Raw genomic sequence first — 19,977 nt, forward strand, 5'->3', positions numbered from 1 at the left:
TCCTACCCAAAGCGATGCGTACTTGAAATGGAGCCCATAAAAAAACCGGCTGTAAAAGCCGGTTTTCTTATGCCCCGAAAAAACTTATGCACGCTTTTCAGAAAAATGTCATAAGCAAAAATAAACAACCAATTCAACAAGTTAGCGCTTACTTCAAGCATTTCAACGAAAAAGTGCTCACAAGTTATCCACAGAAATCACGCCATCTGCTCCTGTGGTTGTTCTGCTGCTGGCGGCAGCGAGCCCATGGCCCGCTGGGTTGCTTCGTTCCACGCCTGAGCGCGGTCGTTGAGCTCGGCAATGGCCCGTGGCCCGGTGCCGTTGGCGTACATCGGCTCGCCAATCACCACCTCGATGGTGCCCGAGCGCTTGCCCCAACCGGTTTTCGGCCAGAACTTGCCGGCGTTGTGGGCAATCGGCAGTACCGGCAGCCCGGCATTCACTGCCAGCGCGGTACCCCCGCGCGAGAACTTGCCGACCGTGCCGAACGGCACACGGGTGCCCTCCGGGAAGATCAGCACCCAGATCTTCTGCTTGAGCAGCTCATCGCCCTTGCTCGCAACTTGGCGCAGTGCCTCCTTCGGGTTATCGCGGTTGATCGCTATCGGCCGCAGCATGGCCATGGCCCAGCCGAAGAACGGCACGTACAGCAGTTCGCGTTTGAGCACTTGGCTAAGCGGCGAGAAGTACTGCGAAAGGAAGAATGTTTCCCAGGTGCTTTGGTGGTTCGACAGGATCACGCAAGGCTCGGCCGGCACGTTCTCGGCACCGGTGATCTTGTAGTCGATGCCCAGAATCGTCCGCACGAGGAACAAGGCGCAGCGGCACCAGTACACATTGATGAACTTGTAGCGCTTGGGGAACGACAGAAACGGCGCGACGAAGAAGCTCAGCGAGCACCACAGCAACGAACTGGTGCCCAGCAGCAGGTAAAAAAGAAAGATTCTGATCGCCTGCAGGATCGACATAGTGGCTTGTACCATTGCGGGGCATGCCCGCCTGAGAAAAATGCGCCCGCAGGCGCACTGTTTAAATTAGTTCTCTGGCGATAGCTGCCAGATCGTCGAAAATCAGTGTAGTTTGCGGAACACCTTTTGCCAGGGTCCGCTCACCCTTGCCGGTTTTCACCAACACAGGTTGTGCACCGACGGCCAGGGCGGCCTCCAGGTCGCCTTTGCTGTCGCCAACGAACCAGACGCCTTCAAGGCCGACCTGGTAATGCTCGGCTATCGCCCGCAGCATGCCGGGCTTGGGCTTGCGGCAATCGCAGCCTTCATCCGGGCCGTGCGGGCAATACACGATGTGGCCAACCTCGCCCCCCTGCTCGGCCACCAGCGCGCGCAGGCGTGCATGCATGGCCTCGAGGGTTGCCAGCGGGTAATAGCCACGGGCGATGCCGGACTGGTTGGTGGCCACGGCCACTGTCCAGCCCGCCTTGCTCAACTGCGCGATCGCTGCGACCGAGCCTGGGATCGGGACCCACTCTTCCAGCGTCTTGATGTAGGCGTCGGAGTCGTAGTTGATCACCCCGTCACGGTCGAGAATCAGCAGTTTCAAGGCTTACCCCAGCAACGAGATGTCGGCCACACCCAGGAACAGGCCGCGCAGGCGGCTGAGCAGGGCGTAGCGGTTGGCACGTACCTTGGCGTCTTCGGCGTTGACCATGACCGCCTCGAAGAAGGCATCAACCGGGTCGCGCAGGGCTGCCAGGCGGGCCAGCGATTCGCTGTACTGCCGTGCAGCAGCCATCGGTTGCACGGCCTGGTCGGCCTGCTGGATGGCCGAGTACAGCGAGAACTCGTTGGCATTGTCGAAGTACTTCGGCTCGACCTGCTCGGCGATGGCGCCTTCGGCCTTGCTCAGCAGGTTCGACACACGCTTGTTGACCGCGGCCAGGGCCTCGGCTTCGGGCAGCTTGCGGAACGCTTGCACCGCCTGTACACGCTGGTCGAAGTCCAGCGCCGAGCCTGGCTGCAGGGCACGTACCGACAGGTAGGTGGCCACGTCGATGCCTTCGTCTTCGTAGCGCGCACGCAGGCGGTCGAAGATGAACTCCAGCACCTGCTCGGCCAGGCCGGCAGCCTTGACCTTGGCACCGAACTGCTTGACCGCGAATTCCACGGCACCGGTCAGGTTCAGGTCTAGCTGCTTCTCGATCAGGATACGCAGCACACCCAGCGCTGCACGGCGCAGGGCGTACGGGTCTTTGCTGCCGGTTGGCAGCATGCCGATGCCGAAGATGCCCACCAGGGTGTCGAGCTTGTCGGCGATGGCCACGGCGGCACCGGTGAGGGTTTGCGGCAGCTCGGCACCAGCACCGCGTGGCATGTACTGCTCGTTCAGCGCCAGGGCAACGTCTTGCGGCTCACCGTCGTTGAGCGCGTAGTAGTAACCGGCCACACCCTGCATCTCGGGGAATTCGCCGACCATTTCAGTGGCCAGGTCGCATTTCGACAGCAGGCCAGCCCGGCCGGCGCGCTGGGCGTCGCCGCCGATCAGCGGGGCGATGAAGGCAGCCAGTTTGGAAACGCGCTCGGCCTTGTCGTACACAGTGCCCAGCTGAGCCTGGAAGACCACGTTCTTGAGGCGCTCGTTGAAGGTTTCCAGCGGCTGCTTCTTGTCCTGCTTGAAGAAGAATTCAGCGTCGGTCAGGCGTGGGCGCACGACTTTCTCGTTGCCTTGCACGATCTGCTTCGGGTCGCGGCTTTCAACGTTGGCCACGGTGATGAAGCGCGGCAGCAGCTTGCCTTCGCTGTCCAGCAGGCAGAAGTACTTCTGGTTGTCCTGCATGGTGGTGATCAGGGCTTCCTGCGGCACTTCGAGGAAACGCTCCTCGAACGAGCACACCAGCGGCACCGGCCACTCGACCAGCGCGGTCACTTCGTCCAGCAGCGCCGGTGGCACGATGGCCGTGCCTTCCTGCTGCATGGCCAGCTCTGCGGTACGCTTGCTGATCAGCTCGCGGCGCTCGGCGAAGTCGGCCAGCACGTAGGCTTTGCGCAGGTCTTCGACGTAGTTGGCCGGGGCAGTGATGAGCACGTTTTCCGGGTGGTGGAAGCGGTGGCCACGGGATTCACGGCCGGCCTTCTGCGACAGGATGGTGCAGTCGATCACCTGGTCGCCCAGCAGCATGACCAGCCATTGGGCCGGGCGCACGAACTCTTCACGGCTGGCGGCCCAGCGCATGCGCTTGGGAATGGGCAGATCGTTCAGCGAGTCCTCGACGATGGTCGGCAGCAAGCCGACGGTCGCTTTGCCTGGGATGTGCTGGGAGAAGCGCAGCTTGGGGCCGCTCTGGTCGATTTCGGCCAGCTCTACACCGCACTTCTTGGCAAAGCCTAGGGCAGCCTGGGTCGGCTCGCCGTCTTTGAAAGCAGCCTGCAGGGGTGGCCCGTCGATGTTGATGCTGCGGTCAGGCTGCTGCACGTCCAGCTGGCGAATCAGCACGGCCAGGCGACGCGGCGCAGCATAGACCTGCTTGCCGGTGTAGTTCAGGCCAGCGGCCTGCAGGCCCTTTTCGATGCCGGCCAGGAAGGCGTCGCCGAGGCTGGCGAGGGCCTTGGGAGGCAGCTCTTCGGTGCCCAGTTCTACCAGGAAATCTTGAGCACTCATTGTGCAGCCTCCAGCTTAGCCAACACTTCGTCACGCAGTTCGGGGGTGGCCATCGGGAAGCCCAGGCGTGCGCGGGCTTGCAGATAGCTTTGCGCCACGTCCCGGGCCAGGGTACGCACACGCAGGATGTAGCGCTGGCGCTCGGTCACCGAGATGGCGCGGCGGGCGTCCAGCAGGTTGAAGGTATGCGAGGCCTTCAACACCATTTCATAGGTCGGCAGCGGCAGCTCCAGCTTGATCAGGCGGTTGGCTTCGCTTTCGTAGAAGTCGAACAGTTCGAACAGCTTGTCGACGTTGGCATGTTCGAAGTTGTAGGTCGACTGCTCCACCTCGTTCTGGTGGAACACGTCACCGTAGGTGACCTTGCCGAACGGGCCGTCGGCCCATACCAGGTCATAGACCGAATCGACGCCCTGGATGTACATGGCCAGGCGTTCGAGGCCGTAGGTGATTTCACCGGTGACCGGGTAGCACTCGATGCCACCTACCTGCTGGAAGTAGGTGAACTGGGTGACTTCCATGCCGTTCAGCCAGATTTCCCAGCCCAGGCCCCAGGCGCCGAGGGTCGGCGATTCCCAGTTGTCTTCGACAAAGCGAATGTCGTGCACCAGCGGGTCCAGGCCAATGGCTTTCAGCGAGCCCAGGTACAGCTCCTGGAAGTTGGCCGGGTTCGGCTTGAGCACCACTTGGAACTGGTAGTAGTGCTGCAGGCGGTTGGGGTTTTCGCCATACCGCCCGTCGGCGGGGCGACGGCTAGGCTGCACGTAGGCGGCGTTCCAGGTTTCTGGACCCACGGCGCGCAGGAACGTTGCGGTGTGGAAAGTGCCGGCGCCTACTTCCATATCGTAGGGCTGAAGCACCACACAACCTTGAGCTGCCCAGTAGTTTTGCAGGGCGAGGATCAGGTCTTGGAAGGTACGCACGGCTGGCGTAGGCTGGCTCACGAAATTCACCTGTATCTGGGGATGCGGATGTAAAGAGCGGGAGTATAACCTGATTCGCCTCGCCCTCTACTCATTGGAGCCTTATGCCACGCTGCTTTTGGTGTACCGACGATCCGTTGTACCAGGCCTACCATGACCAGGAATGGGGAACGCCGCAGCGCGATCCGGCGTTGCTGTTCGAGATGCTTTTGCTCGAAGGGTTCCAGGCCGGGCTTTCATGGATCACCGTTTTGCGCAAACGCGAGCGTTACCGCGAGGTGATGCACGGGTTCGACCCGGTCAAACTGGCCACCCTCAGCGACGAACGCATCGAAGCGCTGATGCAGGACCCCGGGATCATCCGCAACCGCCTCAAACTCAAGGCTGCGCGGCGCAATGCGCAGGCCTGGCTGGCTGTGGATAACCCCGCCGAATGGCTGTGGTCGTTCGTGGGCGGTGCGCCGAAGATCAATCACTTCCAGGGCCGCGCTGACGTGCCGGCGGTCACCGACGAAGCCAAGGCCATGAGCAAGGCCCTGCAGAAAGCCGGCTTCACCTTTGTCGGCCCGACCATCTGCTATGCCTTCATGCAAGCCACCGGCATGGTCATGGACCACACCATCGATTGCGATCGTTACGCCGCCCTGGTTCGTTGAAGGGTTACAATGCGCGCCTTGCTGAAATAAGGAATTCGCCTGTGGAAAAGTTCAAGGGCGCCCTGATGGTCGGGGTGCTGCGCCTGTTTGCCAAGCTGCCCTGGGGCGCTGTACAGCGCGTGGGCGCCGGTATCGGCTGGCTGATGTGGAAGATCCCCAACGGTTCACGCAACGTGGTGCGCATCAACCTGGCCAAGTGTTTCCCAGAGATGGACCCGGTTGCCCGTGAGCAACTGGTCGGCCAAGCCTTGCGGGACATTGGCAAGTCGTTTGTCGAAAGCGCCTGTGCCTGGATCTGGCCGCCACAGCGCTCGCTGGAACTGGTCAAGGAAGTGCACGGTCTGGAAGTGCTGGAGCAAGCCCTGGCGTCTGGCAAGGGTGTTGTCGGTATCACCAGCCACCTGGGTAACTGGGAGGTGCTCAACCACTTCTATTGCAACCAGTGCAAGCCGATCATCTTCTACCGCCCGCCCAAGCTCAAGGCTGTGGATGACCTGCTGCGTGAGCAGCGCGTACAGATGGGCAACCGCGTTGCGCCTTCGACCAAGGAAGGCATTCTCAGCGTGATCAAGGAGGTGCGCCGGGGCGGCCAGGTGGGCATCCCCGCTGACCCGGAGCCGGCCGAATCGGCGGGCGTGTTCGTGCCATTTCTCGGTACCCAGGCACTGACCAGCAAGTTCGTGCCGAACATGCTGGCGGGCGGCAAGGCAGTGGGGGTGTTCCTGCATGCCTTGCGCCTGCCGGATGGCTCGGGTTTCAAGGTGTTTCTCGAAGCCGCGCCGCAAGCGATGTACAGCACCGACGTGAATGAGTCGGCGGCGGCGATGAGCAAGGTGGTCGAGCGTTATGTGCGCGAGTACCCGAGCCAGTACATGTGGAGCATGAAGCGCTTCAAGAAGCGCCCGGCTGGCGAGCCGCGCTGGTACTGAGATCTCTGGGGGCGCTCTGCGCCCCATTCGCTGGCACGCCAGCTCCCACAGGGATCGCATCAGGGCTCACAGGCGCTGCACATCTTGCGGCAAACACCTGTCAGCCCTGCTGCGGTCCCTGTGGGAGCTGGCTTGCCTGCGATGGGCTGCAAAGCTGCCCCGGCTATCTCAAGCCTTGTTCAGCTTCTTGAGAAAAACGGTCATCTCTTTCTCGGCTTGCTTGTCCCCGTGGGCCTGTGCCGCCACGATCCCATCCTCCCAGGCCTTGCGCGCCGCCGGTAGGTCACCCTGCAACTGACAGGCCTTGCCCAGCAGCTTCCAGGCTGCCGAGTACTTCGGGTCCTGCTCTACACAGCGCGCCAGGTGCACCGCAGCTTCTGCCCCGTTACCTTCATCCAGCCAGGCCTTGCCCAGCCCGAAACGCAGCAACGGGTTATCCACACCCTTGGCCAGCATCTTCTCCAGCGACTCGCGCATGCCTTTTTGCTCCTAGAAGAAACTCAAGCCGACGTGGAACAGCTTCTCCACATCGCGAATATGCTTTTTATCCACAACGAACAGGATCACATGGTCACCCGATTCGATCAGCGTGTTGTCGTGGGCAATCATGACCTCTTCGGCACGGATGATCGCGCCGATCGTGGTACCCGGTGGCAGGTTGATGTCCGCTATCGCCTTGCCAACGACCTTGCTCGACTTGGCATCGCCATGGGCCACCGCCTCGATCGCTTCGGCCGCGCCACGGCGCAGCGAGTGCACGCTGACAATGTCGCCCCGGCGCACGTGGGCCAACAGGGTGCCGATGGTCGCCAGCTGGGGGCTGATGGCAATGTCGATCTCACCCCCCTGCACCAGGTCGACGTAGGCTGGGTTGTTGATGATGGTCATCACCTTGCCTGCACCCAGGCGCTTGGCCAGCAGCGACGACATGATGTTGGCTTCGTCGTCGTTGGTCAGGGCCAGGAAGATATCGGCGTCGGCGATGTTTTCTTCCAGCATCAGGTCCCTGTCCGAGGCGCTGCCCTGCAACACCACGGTGCTGTCTAGCGTATCGGACAGGTGCCGGCAGCGGGCCGGGCTCATCTCGATGATCTTCACCTGATAGCGGCTTTCGATGGCTTCGGCCAGGCGCTCGCCAATTTGGCCACCACCGGCAATGACGATGCGCTTGTTGGTCTGGTCGATGCGACGCAACTCGCCCATCACTGCCCGGATGTCTTTTTTCGCGGCAATGAAGAACACCTCGTCATCGGCTTCGATCACCGTGTCGCCACGCGGGGTGATTGGCCGGTCGCGGCGGAAAATGGCGGCCACACGGGTATCCACGTTAGGCATGTGCGCGCGGATCTGGCGTAGTTGCTGGCCCACCAGCGGCCCGCCGTAGTACGCCTTCACGGCCACCAGCTGCGCCTTGCCTTCGGCGAAGTCGATCACCTGCAGCGACCCTGGGTGTTCGATCAGGCGCCTGATGTAGTTGGTCACCACCTGCTCGGGGCTGATCAGCACGTCGACCGGGATGTGGTCATTGTCGAACAGCTCTTCACGGGTCAGGTAGGCCGACTCGCGTACCCGGGCAATCTTGGTCGGGGTGTGGAACAGCGAATAGGCCACCTGGCAGGCAACCATATTGGTTTCGTCACTGTTGGTTACCGCCACCAGCATGTCGGCGTCGTCGGCACCGGCCTGGCGCAGCACCGTCGGCAGCGAGCCGCGGCCTTGCACGGTGCGGATGTCCAGGCGGTCGCCCAGGTCGCGCAGACGGTCGCCGTCGGTGTCGACCACGGTAATGTCGTTGGCCTCGCTGGCCAAGTGCTCTGCCAGCGTACCGCCCACTTGCCCTGCGCCGAGGATGATGATTTTCATCCGCTACTCCCTACCCTTTTGTGCTTACCCGCGCGAGGCGGCGATCTTGATCAGCTTGGCATAGTAGAACCCGTCGTGGCCGCCTTCCTGGGCCAGCAACTGGCGGCCGTGCGGTTGGCGCAGGCCGGCCTCGGTGGCCAAGTCCAGCTCCCGCGCGCCGGGAGTGCGGGCGAGGAAGGCCTCGATCACTTGCGTGTTCTCGGTCGGCAAGCTGGAGCACGTGGCATACAGCAGCATGCCGCCCACTTCCAGTGTGGGCCACAGGGCATCGAGCAATTCACCTTGCAGCGCGGCCAGGGCCGGAATGTCGTCGGCCTGGCGGGTCAGCTTGATGTCCGGGTGGCGACGGATCACGCCAGTGGCCGAGCAGGGGGCGTCCAGCAGGATGCGCTGGAACGGCTTGCCGTCCCACCAGCTGGCAGTGTCGCGGGCGTCGCAGGCGATCAGCTCGGCATCGAGCTGCAGGCGGTCGAGGTTCTCGCGCACGCGGGTCAGGCGCTTGGCCTCAAGGTCGATGGCTGTCAGGTGAGCCAGGCCCGGTTCGGCTTCCAGCAGGTGGCAGGTTTTGCCGCCAGGCGCGCAACAGGCGTCGAGCACGCGTTGGCCGGCGGCCAGCTCCAGCAAGTCAGCGGACAGCTGCGCGGCTTCGTCCTGCACACTCACCCAGCCCTCGGCGAAGCCTGGCAGGCCGCGTACGTCGCAGGCTTCGGCCAGAACGATGCCATCGCGGCTGTAGTGGCAGGGGCTGGCGGCAACGCCCGCGTCGGCCAGCAAGCCCAGGTAGGCATCACGGCTGTGATGACGGCGGTTGACCCGCAAGATCATCGGCGGGTGCGCATTGTTGGCGGCGCAAATGGCCTCCCACTGCTCTGGCCAGAAAGCCTTCAGCGCCTTTTGCAGCCAGCGCGGGTGGGCGGTGCGTACCACGGGGTCGCGCTCCATGCCGGCCAGCAGCGCTTCGCCTTCGCGCTGGGCGCGGCGCAGCACGGCATTGAGCAGGCCCTTGGCCCAGGGCTTCTTCAGCTTGTCGGCGCAGCCCACGGTCTCGCCAATTGCGGCGTGGGCCGGAATACGGGTGTAGAACAGCTGGTACAGGCCGACCAGCAGCAGCGCCTGCACATCGGCGTCTGCCGCTTTGAACGGCTTCTGCAGCAGTTGGGCGGCCAGCAGGTCGAGCCGGGGCTGCCAGCGTGCAGTGCCGAACGCCAGGTCCTGGGTCAGGCCGCGGTCGCGCTCATCGACCTTGTCCAGTTGTGCCGGCAGCGAGCTGTTCAATGAAGCCTTGCCGCTGAGTACTGCGGCAAGGGCACGGGCGGCGGCGAGGCGTGGGTTCATTGGCCAAGTACCTTGCCGGCGGCGAACTTCTCGCGGCGGCTGTTGAACAGGTCGCTGAAGCTCAGCGCCTTGCCACCGGGCAGTTGCAGGCGGGTCAGGCTCAGTGCCTGGTCACCACAGGCAACCACCAGGCCATCTTTACTGGCAGACAGGATCTCGCCCGGCTCACCTTTGCCTGCCGCCAAGTTGGCTGCCAGCACCTTCACGCTCTCGCCATCGAGGGTGCTGTGGCACACCGGCCAAGGGTTGAAGGCACGGATCAGGCGCTCCAGTTCGACGGCCGGGCGGCGCCAGTCGAGGCGCGCTTCGTCCTTGTTCAGCTTGTGTGCATAAGTGGCCAGGGCATCGTTTTGCATCTCGCCTTGCAGCGACCCGTCGGCCAGGCCGGCGATGGCTTGCACGACGGCGGGCGGGCCCATTTGCGCAAGGCGGTCATGCAGGCTACCGCCGGTGTCCTCGGCGCTGATCGGGGTGGTTACCTTGAGCAGCATCGGGCCGGTATCCAGGCCGGCTTCCATGCGCATCACGGTGACACCGCTTTCGGTATCGCCGGCTTCCACGGCACGCTGGATCGGCGCTGCACCGCGCCAGCGCGGCAGCAAGGAGGCGTGGCTGTTTATGCAGCCCAGGCGGGGGATATCCAGCACCGCCTGCGGCAGAATCAGGCCGTAGGCAACCACGACCATCAAGTTTGGCTGCAGTGCGGCAAGTTCCGCTTGCGCCTCGGCGTTGCGCAGGGTTTGCGGCTGCAGTACCGGGATGCCATGGGCCACGGCCAGCGCCTTGACCGCACTGGGCATCAGCTTCTGGCCACGGCCGGCAGGGCGGTCAGGCTGGGTGTAGACGGCCACGATCTCGTAAGGGCTGTCGAGCAGGGCCTTGAGGTGTTCGGCAGCAAACTCTGGGGTGCCTGCAAAGACGATGCGCATGGAGTTCTCGCTTCAAAAAAGAAAAAGGCTTGCCGGAGCAAGCCTTCTGGAAGGTGGGGATCAGGCTTGCTGGCGGTGCTGCTTTTCCAGTTTCTTCTTGATCCGGTCGCGTTTGAGCTGCGACAGATAGTCGACGAACAGCTTGCCGTTGAGGTGATCGAATTCGTGCTGCACGCAGACCGCCAGCAAGCCTTCGCACTCCAGCTCGAACGGCTTGCCGTCGCGGTCCTGGGCTTTTACACGTACCCGCAGCGGGCGGTCGACGTTCTCGTAGAAGCCCGGCACCGACAGGCAACCTTCCTGGTACTGGCCCATGTCGTCGGTCAGCTCTTCGACCGTAGGGTTGATGAAGACCCGCGGTTCACTGCGGTCTTCGCTGAGGTCCATCACCACGACCTGCTGGTGCACGTTGACCTGGGTCGCGGCCAGGCCGATGCCGGGGGCTTCGTACATGGTTTCAAACATGTCGTCGATCAGCTGACGCAGGGCGTCGTCGAACACCGTCACCGGCTTGGCGATGGTGCGCAGGCGCGGGTCGGGGAATTCGAGAATGTTCAAGATGGCCATAAGGTCAGGCAGTCACTGTGCGTTTGGTTGAAAACTGAGCACACATAATAAAGGCAAACGTGGATTTCAGCACCTGTGAAAGCTCGTCTAGGGTTTTCAGGGCCTGCTTGTCGACTATTCGATAGACAGGTTGTCAAAGCGTTATCAACACAGTTATCCACAGGTTGTGCCACGCCGATGGCCCTTTTCAGATCAAGGATGATCCCCATGTCGAATCACCATTCGTCGCCTGTTGCGCCGGCTGAACTGGAGGCGCGGCTGCGTCTGCACCGCTTGCCGGACACCGGCCTGCGGCGTTTCTGCACGTTGCTCGAGGCGTTTGGCAGCGCATCTTCTGCCCTGTGCGCACCCGCCGGCGCCTGGCGCGAGTTGGGCATTTCCCAGGCAGCAATCGACGCGCGGCGCAGTGCCGAAGTGCGCGACGGAGCGCTGGCGGCGATGGCCTGGCTAGAGCAGCCGGGCCAGCATTTACTGATGTTTGACGGGCCTGGTTACCCACCGCTGCTGGGGGAAATCGATGATGCCCCGCCGTTGCTGTTTGTCGCCGGCGACCCTGCCCTGCTCGAACGCCCGCAGCTGGCAATTGTGGGAAGCAGGCGCGCTTCACCGCCAGCCCTGGATACCGCCGCGGCGTTTTCCCGTTACCTGGCACAGGCCGGCTTCACAATTACCAGCGGGCTGGCGGTGGGCATCGACGGCGCCGCTCATCGGGCCGCAATACAGGCCGGCGGGGGTACGATCGCGGTGCTCGGCACAGGGCTGCAAAAACTTTATCCACAGCGGCACACCGCGCTTGCGCAGGCGATTATCGACAGCGGCGGCGCGCTGGTTTCCGAGTACCCGCTGGATGCCGGGCCGCAGCCCAGCAACTTCCCCCGGCGTAACCGCATCATCAGTGGCTTGTCGCTGGGCGTGCTGGTGGTCGAGGCCAGCCTGGCCAGTGGTTCGCTGATCACGGCGCGGCTGGCGGCAGAACAAGGCCGCGAGGTGTATGCCATTCCGGGCTCCATTCACCACCCTGGGGCCAAGGGCTGCCACCAGCTGATTCGCGACGGCGCGCTGCTGGTGGAAACCGTGGAGCAGATCATGGAAAGCCTGCAGGGCTGGCAGAACCTGCCACCTGCGGTTGTGGACAAGTTCGACCACCCACTGCTGGCCTTGCTGCACGCGGCGCCACAGACCAGCGAAAGCCTGGCCCATTGCAGCGAGTTGCCGCTGGCCGAAGTGCTTGCGCAATTGACCGAGCTGGAACTGGAGGGGCGGGTCAGCAATGAAGCCGGGCGTTGGTTTGCCCGCGCGGGCTAAGTACACTGCGCACAGGCAAGTTCATAGGCGGAGTAACAGCAATGGTAAGCAGTTTTCGTGTGCAACAAGCCGCACGTGAGATCCGGGCGGGCGCAGTAATCGCCTACCCAACGGAAGCGGTCTGGGGCCTGGGCTGCGACCCCTGGAACGAGGACGCGGTGTACCGCCTGCTGGCGCTGAAGTCGCGGCCTGTGGATAAAGGCCTGATCCTGGTCGCCGACAATATCCGCCAGTTCGACTTTTTGTTCGAAGATTTCCCCGAGGACTGGATCGACCGTATGGGCAGTACCTGGCCGGGGCCCAATACCTGGCTGGTGCCGCACCAGGACCTGTTGCCCGAGTGGGTGACCGGGCAGCATGACACCGTAGCGCTGCGGGTCAGTGACCACCCGGTGGTGCGCGAACTGTGCGCGCTGGTGGGGCCGTTGATTTCCACCTCGTGCAACCCCGGCGGGCGGCCGGCGGCGAAGACCCGGTTGCGGGTGGAGCAGTACTTCCATGGCCAGCTGGACCTGGTGCTGGGTGGGGCGCTGGGTGGGCGGAAGAATCCGAGTGTGATTCGCAACCTGGCTACCGGTGAGGTTGTTCGGCCGGGTTGATACCGCTGGCGAGGGCTTCGCCCTCGTTTCGCGACACAAGGCCGCTCCTACAAGTACAGCGCAGCTTTCAGCCCTGGCGCTATGCCTGTAGGAGCGGCCTTGTGTCGCGAAAGGGCCGCAAAGCGGCCACACTAATCGTCAGACCTATTTCTGATTTGCCCGATCTTGCCAATTGGGAAGCTTCCTACTGTCTCTGTCCTAAGTCATCACCTTCCATGCTGGAATCCCTGCCTCTAGCCTGCTCACGTCGCAATTCGGCGGGAGCATCCGAAGCAATGCCGCTATTCAAAAATGCCGAATATCTGATAAGGGCGAATCTGCAGCAGCTTGCGTCCAACAACCGGGTTAGATCGGTGGAAATAGGCAGGTTTACCGCAGATCAATTTGAAGCGATAAACAGGCAGAAAGAAGCGCAGGAACTACCGCTGCTTGAGGATCCGGGCATCGTATTCATCGGTAGCCATGCCTACAGAAGCCGGGTGATTCGAGATGGCTACACCATTGATGACATGGTTTTGCAAATCGAGGCAGCACTGGCGGCGACATCAATCTGGAAAAACGCCACGCGCATGACCGCTCTTCGCAGCACGATTGGTCGTGACGATGGCTATGGCAATGAAGTTTTTGATGAGGCGATTTTTGAACTGACGGCTCGCAAGCCCAAGGCAGAGCTGTATTCGATTATCCCTAAAGGGGATAGAAACAAGCCCAAAAAATAAAGGCCGCTTGAGCGGCCTGAATGGTAAGGATGTACTCGCCCGGATAACTTGAAACTCAACCGGCGCACCAGCACAACCTCAGGAGCAAAGGCTACGCCTCCGAGCATTCATGGTCAAGCGGCGCCCCTCACCCTCCCCGCGGCGCAGCGCTTGATGCTGGTGCGCCATTGCAGTCAGGGTTTTCTGATTGTTGCCAAAATGGCTGTCCAGCTCGCGGCTTGGGAAATATCCTACGACCCGCGTCCTCTGCCATCACCTTCTCAGTGGGAACCTCTGCCCTTAGGCTTCAACCGTCGCCGAATAACTTGGCGATCGGGTGTGGTAACCCGGATGTGCTTGGGGCGTCACAGCTATGGCAGCTGTGCGCGGGAGGCTTCGTGCCTGCCGGGAGCGCCTCCAGCCCGGTTTACCACCTCGCGTACAGCTGCCGCCTAAACCGTGTGGTAACGGCTTGGCGCCAGCTCATGCCTGGAGCAAGCCATGAAAAAAATAGTGCCCGATCCACCCCTACCCTGCACCTCCACCCGCCCGTTCGGCCGCTGCGACGCCGGCCATGACCCACTCTTCACCGTCAACCCGAACATTTCCGCCGAGGACGCTCTGGTCCACGTAGCCCTGTACCTGCGCAGCGCCTACGAAACCGGCTACAAAGCTCTGGACTACATGCGCGAAGAGGGCCGTGGCATGTTCTGGTCGAACCTGCATGCGATTGAAATGGCAGAGGGGGTGGTCGAGGCAATCCTCGATGGGATCGAGTCGACCCCGCCACCGACGAACCGACCCTCACAGCCATAGCGCAGCTTTCAGAGCCGACGCAGCACCTGTGGGAGCGGGCGCGCCCGCGAACACCGGCAAAGCCGGTGCCATCCACCGCGGTGGCTTCTTCGCGGGCATGCCCGCTCCCACAGGGAACGTGTGTGGCTCAGGGAATGAGTACTGTCGACCCTACAGTCCGCCGCGCCGACAGCTCTGCCTGCGCTTTGGCCGCCTCGCTCAGCGGGTACCGCTGCTGGATATCCACAACCAGCTTGCCACTGCCAATCATCGCAAACAGGTCATCGGCCATGGCTTGGGTGTTTTCGGCATTGTTGGCATAGGTCGCCAAGGTCGGCCGGGTCACATACAGCGAGCCCTTCTGCGCCAGAATCCCCAGGTTCACCCCACTGACCGCACCCGAGGCATTACCGAAGCTCACCATCAGCCCGCGCGGTTGCAGGCAGTCCAGCGAGGTCAGCCAGGTATCGGCGCCAACGCCGTCGTAAACCACCGGGCATTTCTTGCCGTCGGTCAGCTCCAGCACCCGCTTGGCCACGTCTTCATGGCTGTAGTCGATGGTCGCCCATGCGCCCAGCGCTTTGGCCCGCTCGGCCTTCTCGGCAGAACTCACAGTGCCGATCAGCTTGGCACCCAACGCTTTCGCCCATTGGCACGCCAGCGAACCCACGCCACCGGCGGCCGCATGGAACAGGACCACGTCACCCGCCTTCACCTGGTAGGTTTGCTTCAGCAGGTACTGCACGGTCAAACCCTTGAGCATCACCGCCGCTGCCTGCTCGAAGCTGATGGTGTCGGGCAGCTTGACCAGGTTGGCCTCCGGCAGCGTGTGAACCTCGCTGTATGCGCCCAGCGGGCCGCCGGCATGGGCCACGCGGTCACCCACCTTCAGCCGGGTCACGCCTTCGCCCACGGCCTCGACCACACCGGCCGCTTCGGTGCCCAGCCCCGAAGGCAGTGATGGCGGTGCATACAGCCCGCTGCGGAAATAGGTGTCGATGAAGTTCAGGCCGATCGCATGGTTGCGCACGCGCACCTGCTGGGGCCCCGGCGGGGCGGGTTCGAATTCCACAAACTGCAGCACTTCGGGGCCGCCATGCTGGCTGAACTGGATACGCTTGGCCATCTCGTACTCCTGTAGTCGGGATCGGGAAAGGCCTTCTATCGGACGCCTTTGCTTGATCGCCGTCAACTGCGGCGCGCGCGCTGGCGGTGTTATGCTACGCGGCGAATTCTTCCCTGCCCGTTCCTGGTGACCCGATGACTAGCCGCACCGAGGCCGTGAAAGCCTACCTGCTCGACCTGCAAGACCGCATCTGCTCTGCCCTCGAAAACGAAGACGGCGGTGCCCGCTTCGTCGAGGATGCCTGGGTGCGCGAAGCCGGTGGCGGGGGGCGTACGCGGGTGATCGGCGAGGGCAAGCTGATCGAGAAAGGCGGGGTCAACTTCTCCCACGTGTTCGGCGCCGGCCTGCCGCCGTCGGCCAGCGCCCATCGCCCGGAGCTGGCGGGCCGGGGCTTCGAGGCCTTGGGCGTGTCGCTGGTGATTCACCCGTACAACCCGCATGTGCCCACCTCGCACGCCAATGTGCGGTTCTTCATTGCCGAGAAGGAAGGCGAAGAGGCGGTGTGGTGGTTCGGTGGCGGTTTCGACCTGACCCCATACTACGGCGTCGAGGAAGACTGCATTCACTGGCACCGCGTGGCCGAGCAGGCATGTGCACCCTTCGGTGCCGATGTGTACCCGCGCTACAAGGCCTGGTGCGACCGCTACTTCCACCTCAAGCACCGTGGCGAGCCACGTGGCATTGGCGGGCTGTTCTTCGACGACCTGAACGAGTGGGACTTCGACACCTGCTTCGCCTTCATCCGTGCCATTGGCGATGCCTATGTCGACGCCTACCTGCCGATCGTCCAGCGCCGCAAGCACACCCCCTATACCCCGCAGCAGCGTGAGTTCCAGGAATACCGCCGCGGCCGCTACGTGGAGTTCAACCTGGTCTACGACCGCGGCACCCTGTTCGGCCTGCAGTCGGGCGGGCGCACCGAGTCCATTCTCATGTCGCTGCCGCCACAGGTGCGCTGGGGCTATGACTGGAAGCCGGCACCGGGCAGCGAAGAAGCGCGCCTGACCGACTACTTCCTGCAAGACCGCGACTGGCTTGGCCAGTAAGCCTGTGGATAACCAAGGAGCCGCCATGGACCAGTACGTCGTTTTTGGTAACCCCATCGGCCACAGCAAGTCGCCGCTGATCCACCGCCTGTTCGCCGAGCAGACCGGCGAAAACCTGGAATACGCCACCCTGCTGGCGCCGCTGGATGAGTTCAGCGACTGCGCACGCGGCTTCTTCAAGCAAGGCAGCGGCGGCAATGTCACCGTGCCGTTCAAGGAAGAGGCCTACCGCCTGTGCGACAGCCTGACCCCGCGTGCCCAGCGCGCTGGCGCGGTGAACACACTGAGCAAGCTGGCTGACGGCACTTTGCAAGGTGACAACACCGATGGCGCCGGCCTGGTGCGTGACCTGACGGTGAATGCCGGAGTCGAGCTGACGGGCAAGCGCATTTTGATTCTCGGTGCCGGTGGTGCAGTGCGTGGCGTGCTGGAGCCGATCCTGGCGCACAAGCCGCAATCGCTGGTGATCGCCAACCGAACCGTGGAAAAGGCCGAGCAGCTGGCGCGTGAGTTCGATGAACTGGGGCCGGTGGTGGCCAGCGGGTTTGCCTGGTTGCAGGAGCCGGTGGATGTGATCATCAACGCCACTTCAGCCAGTTTGGCCGGGGAATTGCCGCCGATTGCCGACAGTTTGGTCGAGGCAGGGCACACGGTTTGCTACGACATGATGTATGGCAAGGAACCTACGCCGTTTTGCCAGTGGGCGCAAAAGCTGGGCGCGGCCAAGGTGCTGGATGGTTTGGGGATGCTGGCTGAGCAGGCGGCGGAGGCGTTCTTTATCTGGCGTGGGGTACGGCCGGATACCGCTCCGGTGTTGGCTGAGTTGCGCCGGCAATTGGCTCGGGGCTGAAATTGCCGGGGCCGCGTTGGGTCGGCGTACACCCTTCCCTTGTGGGAGCGGCCTTGCGTCGCGATGGGCTGCAAAGCAGCCCCTAATCTCAACCCAACCTCATTCCTCAAACCGGATAGGGCACAACTGCGCCCCTTCCAGCTTCTGCAGTTCCTCGATCACCTGCGGCCTGGCCCGGTGCAAGGTCAGGCTCCCGCCCAGGCGCCGCAAGCGCCGTGCCTCGCGGTGCAGCATGTCTACACCCGAGTAGTCGATGAAATTCACCTGCCGCGCATCGATCACCACATGCGGGCCTTGGCACAGCTGCAAACGTACTTGCAGGTAGTGCGCCGCGCCAAAGAAGATCGAGCCACCTACCCGCAGCACATCCGCTTCACCTTCGCGGCTTTGCTGCACCCGTGGCCGTGATGTGCGTTTGAGGTAGAAGAACAGCGACGCCAGCACCCCGGCATAGATCGCCGTCTGCAACTCCAGCAGCAAGGTTGCCGCCGCCGTCAGCGCCATTACCAGGAATTCCGAACGGCTGACCCGGAACAGCGCGCGGATGGCTTGGCGGTCCACCAGCCCCCAGCAGATCAACAGAATGCTGCCGGCCATGGCGGGGATCGGCAACTGTGCGATCAAGCCAGCACCGGTGATGGCGAACAGCGCCACCCATAGCGCCGAAAACACCCCGGCCATGGGGGAGCGGGCACCTGCTTCGTAGCTCAGGCCCGAACGGGTGAAGGAGCCAGCAGACAGGTAACCCGAGAAGAACGCGCCAACGATGTTCGACACGCCCTGGGCGCGAATTTCCTGATCAGGGTCGATCAGCTGTTCCGAGCGTGCCGATAACGACCGGGCAATCGACAGGCTGGTGACCAACCCCAGCATACCTACCGCCACGGCACTGGGCAGCAGGCGCAGAATCAGCTCCACGTCCAGCAAGGGCAGCGGGCTCAAGGGTGGAAGCTGGCCGGTGAATGCCGCGACCCTCGGCACATGGCCAAACCAGCCCGGCAGCAGCCAGGCCATCAGGCTCACTGCGATCAGGCTTATCAACAGGCTGGGCCAGCGCGGGCGCCAGAGTTTGAGCGCCACACCGATAACCACGGTGGCCAGGCCCAACAGCAAGGATGGCACATTGATTTCGCCGGCATGGCTGGCCAGGTCCTGTACGGTTTTCAGCGCCGTGGCCTGGCTGGGCAGGTCCATGCCCAGCAGGTTGGGCAATTGCCCCAGGGCAATGACGACCGCGGCGCCAAGGGTGAAGCCGAGCACTACGGAATGCGAGACGAAATTGACCAGCGCACCGAAGCGCAGCAGCCCCAGCAGCAGTTGAAAGACCCCGCCGAGGAAGGTGAGCAGCAGCACCAGCGTGATGTAGTCCGAACTCCCAGCCACGGTCAATGGGCTGATGCTGGCGTAGAGCACGATGGAGATGGCCGCGGTCGGGCCGCAGATCAGGTGCCAGGACGAACCCCACAGGCAGGCGATCAATACCGGCACGATGGCGGCGTACAGGCCGTATTCGGCAGGCAGGCCGGCGATCAGGGCATAGGCGATGGACTGCGGCAGCGCGAGGATGGCACCGCCCAGGCCCACCAGCAGGTCCTGGCGCAGGCTGCGGACCGATTGGCGCGGGAGCCAGGCGAGGAAGGGCAGCAGGTGGATGATACGAGGCATGGGTTATCCACAATCCTTGATTTAATGCACCAGACCTGTGGGAGCGGGCATGCCCGCGAAGACGCCACCGCTATAGATGGCACCGGCTTTGCCGGTGTTCGCGGGCATGCCCGCTCCCACAGGTTAGGTGTATTGCTGGTGAGTTCATAGTTTGGCTTTGACGGCCTCCAGGGCATCGCCATCGGCTTTGGTGGTGACCCCGGCCAACCACCCTTCCAGTAACTCGGGGTGCGTCTTGACCCAAGCCCTGGCCGCGTCGTCGAAGCTGATCTTCTTGTCCACAACTTGGGCCATGATGCTGTTTTCCATGTCCAGTGTGAACTTCAGGTTGCCCAGCAGCTTCGCCGCATTCGGGCAGGCTTGTGGATAACCCTTGCGCGTCAGGGTGTACACCTGGCCTTTGCTACCGAACCATTTTTCCCCGCCCGTGAGGTAGTGCATCCTCAGCTTCACATTCATCGGGTGTGGCGTCCAGCCGAGGAAGGTGATGAATTGCTGCTTCTTCACGGCGCGGTCGACCTGCGTCAGCATCGCCTGCTCGCTGGATTCGACCAGTTTCCACTGGCCAAGGTCGAACTCATTGTTGTCGATGATTTGTTTGAGCGACAGGTTGGCCGGTGCGCCGGAACCGATGCCGTACAGTTTCTTGTCGAACTGGTCGGCGTGCTTGTGCAGGTCGGCGAAATCCTTGACCCCGGCATTCCAGACGTAGTCCGGCACGGCCAAGGTGAACTCGGTGCCTTCCAGGTTGCGCGACAACTGCTGCACATCCCCATTGGCGACGAACTTGTCATGAAAGCCCTGGTGCGCCGGCATCCAATTGCCAAGGAAGGCATCCACACGGCCGTCCTTCAGGCCACCGTAGATGATCGGCACGGCCAGGCTGTCGATCTTCACCTGGTAGCCCAGACTTTCCAGTAGCAGCCGGGCCACGGCGTTGGTCGTGGCTATGTCGCTCCAGCCAGGGTCGGCCATTTTTACCGTGCTGCATTGTGCATCGTCGTCGGCGGCGTGGGCCGGGGTGGTACCCAGGCCCAAGGCCAGGGTGAGTACGGCGGCGGAAAACGTGTGCATGGCGG

20 protein-coding genes are annotated in these 19,977 nt (G+C 63.0%); 8 read left to right on the forward strand and 12 right to left on the reverse strand.

The window, feature by feature from the left end:
- Window positions 1–197: 197 nt before the first annotated feature.
- The 4 genes from GEV39_RS00070 to glyQ are packed head-to-tail and all read right to left on the reverse strand — an operon-like array spanning window position 198 to window position 4,556.
- A complete protein-coding gene (locus GEV39_RS00070) occupies window positions 198–983 on the reverse strand; it encodes a lysophospholipid acyltransferase family protein (RefSeq protein WP_173887076.1) in 786 nt (261 codons plus the stop codon).
- 46 nt (window positions 984–1,029) lie between these two features.
- Window positions 1,030–1,557 carry a D-glycero-beta-D-manno-heptose 1,7-bisphosphate 7-phosphatase gene (gmhB, locus tag GEV39_RS00075; RefSeq protein WP_173887077.1) on the reverse strand — a complete coding sequence of 176 codons (528 nt, stop codon included), beginning with the start codon at window positions 1,555–1,557 and terminating at the stop codon, window positions 1,030–1,032.
- Between the two features lie 3 nt (window positions 1,558–1,560).
- On the reverse strand, window positions 1,561–3,612 hold the full coding sequence (glyS, locus tag GEV39_RS00080; RefSeq protein ID WP_173887078.1) for a glycine--tRNA ligase subunit beta: 2,052 nt from the start codon (window positions 3,610–3,612) through the stop codon (window positions 1,561–1,563).
- On the reverse strand, window positions 3,609–4,556 hold the full coding sequence (gene glyQ, locus GEV39_RS00085; protein ID WP_003253126.1) for a glycine--tRNA ligase subunit alpha: 948 nt from the start codon (window positions 4,554–4,556) through the stop codon (window positions 3,609–3,611). The genes glyS and glyQ overlap by 4 nt, the downstream gene beginning before the upstream one ends.
- 83 nt (window positions 4,557–4,639) lie before the next feature.
- Here glyQ and GEV39_RS00090 point away from each other — a divergent pair, with 83 nt between their 5' ends.
- Entirely contained in the window at window positions 4,640–5,191 is a 552-nt protein-coding gene (locus GEV39_RS00090) for a DNA-3-methyladenine glycosylase I (protein ID WP_009684690.1), read from the forward strand.
- Window positions 5,192–5,232: 41 nt separating this feature from the next.
- On the forward strand, window positions 5,233–6,120 hold the full coding sequence (locus tag GEV39_RS00095) for a lysophospholipid acyltransferase (protein ID WP_009684691.1): 888 nt from the start codon (window positions 5,233–5,235) through the stop codon (window positions 6,118–6,120).
- Between the two features lie 168 nt (window positions 6,121–6,288).
- On the opposite strand, the gene GEV39_RS00100 is transcribed toward GEV39_RS00095, so the two are convergent.
- From GEV39_RS00100 to def, 5 genes are read right to left on the reverse strand one after another with little or no spacing between them, the layout of a single operon-like run.
- Window positions 6,289–6,597 carry a tetratricopeptide repeat protein gene (locus tag GEV39_RS00100; RefSeq protein WP_029888062.1) on the reverse strand — a complete coding sequence of 103 codons (309 nt, stop codon included), beginning with the start codon at window positions 6,595–6,597 and terminating at the stop codon, window positions 6,289–6,291.
- 12 nt (window positions 6,598–6,609) lie between these two features.
- Window positions 6,610–7,983, reverse strand: a complete 1,374-nt coding sequence (trkA, locus tag GEV39_RS00105; RefSeq protein WP_009682347.1) for a Trk system potassium transporter TrkA — start codon at window positions 7,981–7,983, stop codon at window positions 6,610–6,612.
- A 24-nt stretch (window positions 7,984–8,007) separates the two neighbouring features.
- On the reverse strand, window positions 8,008–9,318 hold the full coding sequence (gene rsmB, locus GEV39_RS00110) for a 16S rRNA (cytosine(967)-C(5))-methyltransferase RsmB (RefSeq protein WP_173887079.1): 1,311 nt from the start codon (window positions 9,316–9,318) through the stop codon (window positions 8,008–8,010).
- Window positions 9,315–10,247, reverse strand: a complete 933-nt coding sequence (fmt, locus tag GEV39_RS00115; protein ID WP_173887080.1) for a methionyl-tRNA formyltransferase — start codon at window positions 10,245–10,247, stop codon at window positions 9,315–9,317. Before fmt ends, rsmB begins: the two co-directional genes overlap by 4 nt.
- Window positions 10,248–10,307: 60 nt before the next feature.
- Complete coding sequence (def, locus tag GEV39_RS00120; RefSeq protein WP_009682343.1) at window positions 10,308–10,814, reverse strand: peptide deformylase; 507 nt, start codon at window positions 10,812–10,814, stop codon at window positions 10,308–10,310.
- Window positions 10,815–11,021: 207 nt separating this feature from the next.
- On the opposite strand from def, the gene dprA reads away from it, so the two are divergent.
- The 4 genes from dprA (at window position 11,022) to GEV39_RS00140 (ending at window position 14,232) form a co-directional block, all read left to right on the forward strand.
- Complete coding sequence (dprA, locus tag GEV39_RS00125; protein ID WP_173887081.1) at window positions 11,022–12,119, forward strand: DNA-processing protein DprA; 1,098 nt, start codon at window positions 11,022–11,024, stop codon at window positions 12,117–12,119.
- Window positions 12,120–12,160: 41 nt separating this feature from the next.
- Window positions 12,161–12,718, forward strand: a complete 558-nt coding sequence (tsaC, locus tag GEV39_RS00130; protein ID WP_015268440.1) for an L-threonylcarbamoyladenylate synthase type 1 TsaC — start codon at window positions 12,161–12,163, stop codon at window positions 12,716–12,718.
- Between the two features lie 275 nt (window positions 12,719–12,993).
- Window positions 12,994–13,437 carry a hypothetical protein gene (locus tag GEV39_RS00135; protein ID WP_009682339.1) on the forward strand — a complete coding sequence of 148 codons (444 nt, stop codon included), beginning with the start codon at window positions 12,994–12,996 and terminating at the stop codon, window positions 13,435–13,437.
- Between the two features lie 480 nt (window positions 13,438–13,917).
- Window positions 13,918–14,232, forward strand: a complete 315-nt coding sequence (locus tag GEV39_RS00140; protein WP_054906115.1) for a hypothetical protein — start codon at window positions 13,918–13,920, stop codon at window positions 14,230–14,232.
- A 127-nt stretch (window positions 14,233–14,359) separates the two neighbouring features.
- Here GEV39_RS00140 and GEV39_RS00145 read toward each other — a convergent pair whose 3' ends face one another.
- On the reverse strand, window positions 14,360–15,337 hold the full coding sequence (locus tag GEV39_RS00145; RefSeq protein WP_173887082.1) for an NADPH:quinone reductase: 978 nt from the start codon (window positions 15,335–15,337) through the stop codon (window positions 14,360–14,362).
- 134 nt (window positions 15,338–15,471) lie between these two features.
- Between GEV39_RS00145 and hemF the strand changes: the two genes are divergently transcribed.
- Window positions 15,472–16,383 carry an oxygen-dependent coproporphyrinogen oxidase gene (gene hemF, locus GEV39_RS00150; protein ID WP_173887083.1) on the forward strand — a complete coding sequence of 304 codons (912 nt, stop codon included), beginning with the start codon at window positions 15,472–15,474 and terminating at the stop codon, window positions 16,381–16,383.
- 25 nt (window positions 16,384–16,408) lie between these two features.
- Window positions 16,409–17,233 (forward strand): shikimate dehydrogenase, encoded by an 825-nt coding sequence (gene aroE, locus GEV39_RS00155; protein WP_173887084.1) that lies wholly within the window; start codon window positions 16,409–16,411, stop codon window positions 17,231–17,233.
- Window positions 17,234–17,332: 99 nt separating this feature from the next.
- Here aroE and GEV39_RS00160 read toward each other — a convergent pair whose 3' ends face one another.
- Complete coding sequence (locus GEV39_RS00160) at window positions 17,333–18,898, reverse strand: SulP family inorganic anion transporter (RefSeq protein ID WP_173887085.1); 1,566 nt, start codon at window positions 18,896–18,898, stop codon at window positions 17,333–17,335.
- Between the two features lie 144 nt (window positions 18,899–19,042).
- Entirely contained in the window at window positions 19,043–19,972 is a 930-nt protein-coding gene (gene choX / locus GEV39_RS00165; RefSeq protein ID WP_173887086.1) for a choline ABC transporter substrate-binding protein, read from the reverse strand.
- Window positions 19,973–19,977: the final 5 nt, after the last annotated feature.

This window comes from Pseudomonas sp. NY5710 (genome assembly GCF_013305665.1).
GTDB classification, from domain to species: Bacteria; Pseudomonadota; Gammaproteobacteria; order Pseudomonadales; family Pseudomonadaceae; genus Aquipseudomonas; species Aquipseudomonas juntendi.

Bases quoted from the DNA above. Each gene is read 5' to 3' on its own strand.
- hemF (WP_173887083.1), top strand. From the start codon at position 15,472: ATGACTAGCCGCACCGAGGCCGTGAAAGCCTACCTGCTCGACCTGCAA.
- dprA (WP_173887081.1), top strand. From the start codon at position 11,022: ATGTCGAATCACCATTCGTCGCCTGTTGCGCCGGCTGAACTGGAGGCG.
- GEV39_RS00100 (WP_029888062.1), bottom strand. From the start codon at position 6,597: ATGCGCGAGTCGCTGGAGAAGATGCTGGCCAAGGGTGTGGATAACCCG.
- GEV39_RS00140 (WP_054906115.1), top strand. From the start codon at position 13,918: ATGAAAAAAATAGTGCCCGATCCACCCCTACCCTGCACCTCCACCCGC.
- choX (WP_173887086.1), bottom strand. From the start codon at position 19,972: ATGCACACGTTTTCCGCCGCCGTACTCACCCTGGCCTTGGGCCTGGGT.
- tsaC (WP_015268440.1), top strand. From the start codon at position 12,161: ATGGTAAGCAGTTTTCGTGTGCAACAAGCCGCACGTGAGATCCGGGCG.
- rsmB (WP_173887079.1), bottom strand. From the start codon at position 9,318: ATGAACCCACGCCTCGCCGCCGCCCGTGCCCTTGCCGCAGTACTCAGC.
- aroE (WP_173887084.1), top strand. From the start codon at position 16,409: ATGGACCAGTACGTCGTTTTTGGTAACCCCATCGGCCACAGCAAGTCG.
- trkA (WP_009682347.1), bottom strand. From the start codon at position 7,983: ATGAAAATCATCATCCTCGGCGCAGGGCAAGTGGGCGGTACGCTGGCA.
- GEV39_RS00160 (WP_173887085.1), bottom strand. From the start codon at position 18,898: ATGCCTCGTATCATCCACCTGCTGCCCTTCCTCGCCTGGCTCCCGCGC.
- GEV39_RS00145 (WP_173887082.1), bottom strand. From the start codon at position 15,337: ATGGCCAAGCGTATCCAGTTCAGCCAGCATGGCGGCCCCGAAGTGCTG.
- GEV39_RS00090 (WP_009684690.1), top strand. From the start codon at position 4,640: ATGCCACGCTGCTTTTGGTGTACCGACGATCCGTTGTACCAGGCCTAC.
- GEV39_RS00135 (WP_009682339.1), top strand. From the start codon at position 12,994: ATGCCGCTATTCAAAAATGCCGAATATCTGATAAGGGCGAATCTGCAG.
- glyS (WP_173887078.1), bottom strand. From the start codon at position 3,612: ATGAGTGCTCAAGATTTCCTGGTAGAACTGGGCACCGAAGAGCTGCCT.
- GEV39_RS00070 (WP_173887076.1), bottom strand. From the start codon at position 983: ATGGTACAAGCCACTATGTCGATCCTGCAGGCGATCAGAATCTTTCTT.
- fmt (WP_173887080.1), bottom strand. From the start codon at position 10,247: ATGCGCATCGTCTTTGCAGGCACCCCAGAGTTTGCTGCCGAACACCTC.
- def (WP_009682343.1), bottom strand. From the start codon at position 10,814: ATGGCCATCTTGAACATTCTCGAATTCCCCGACCCGCGCCTGCGCACC.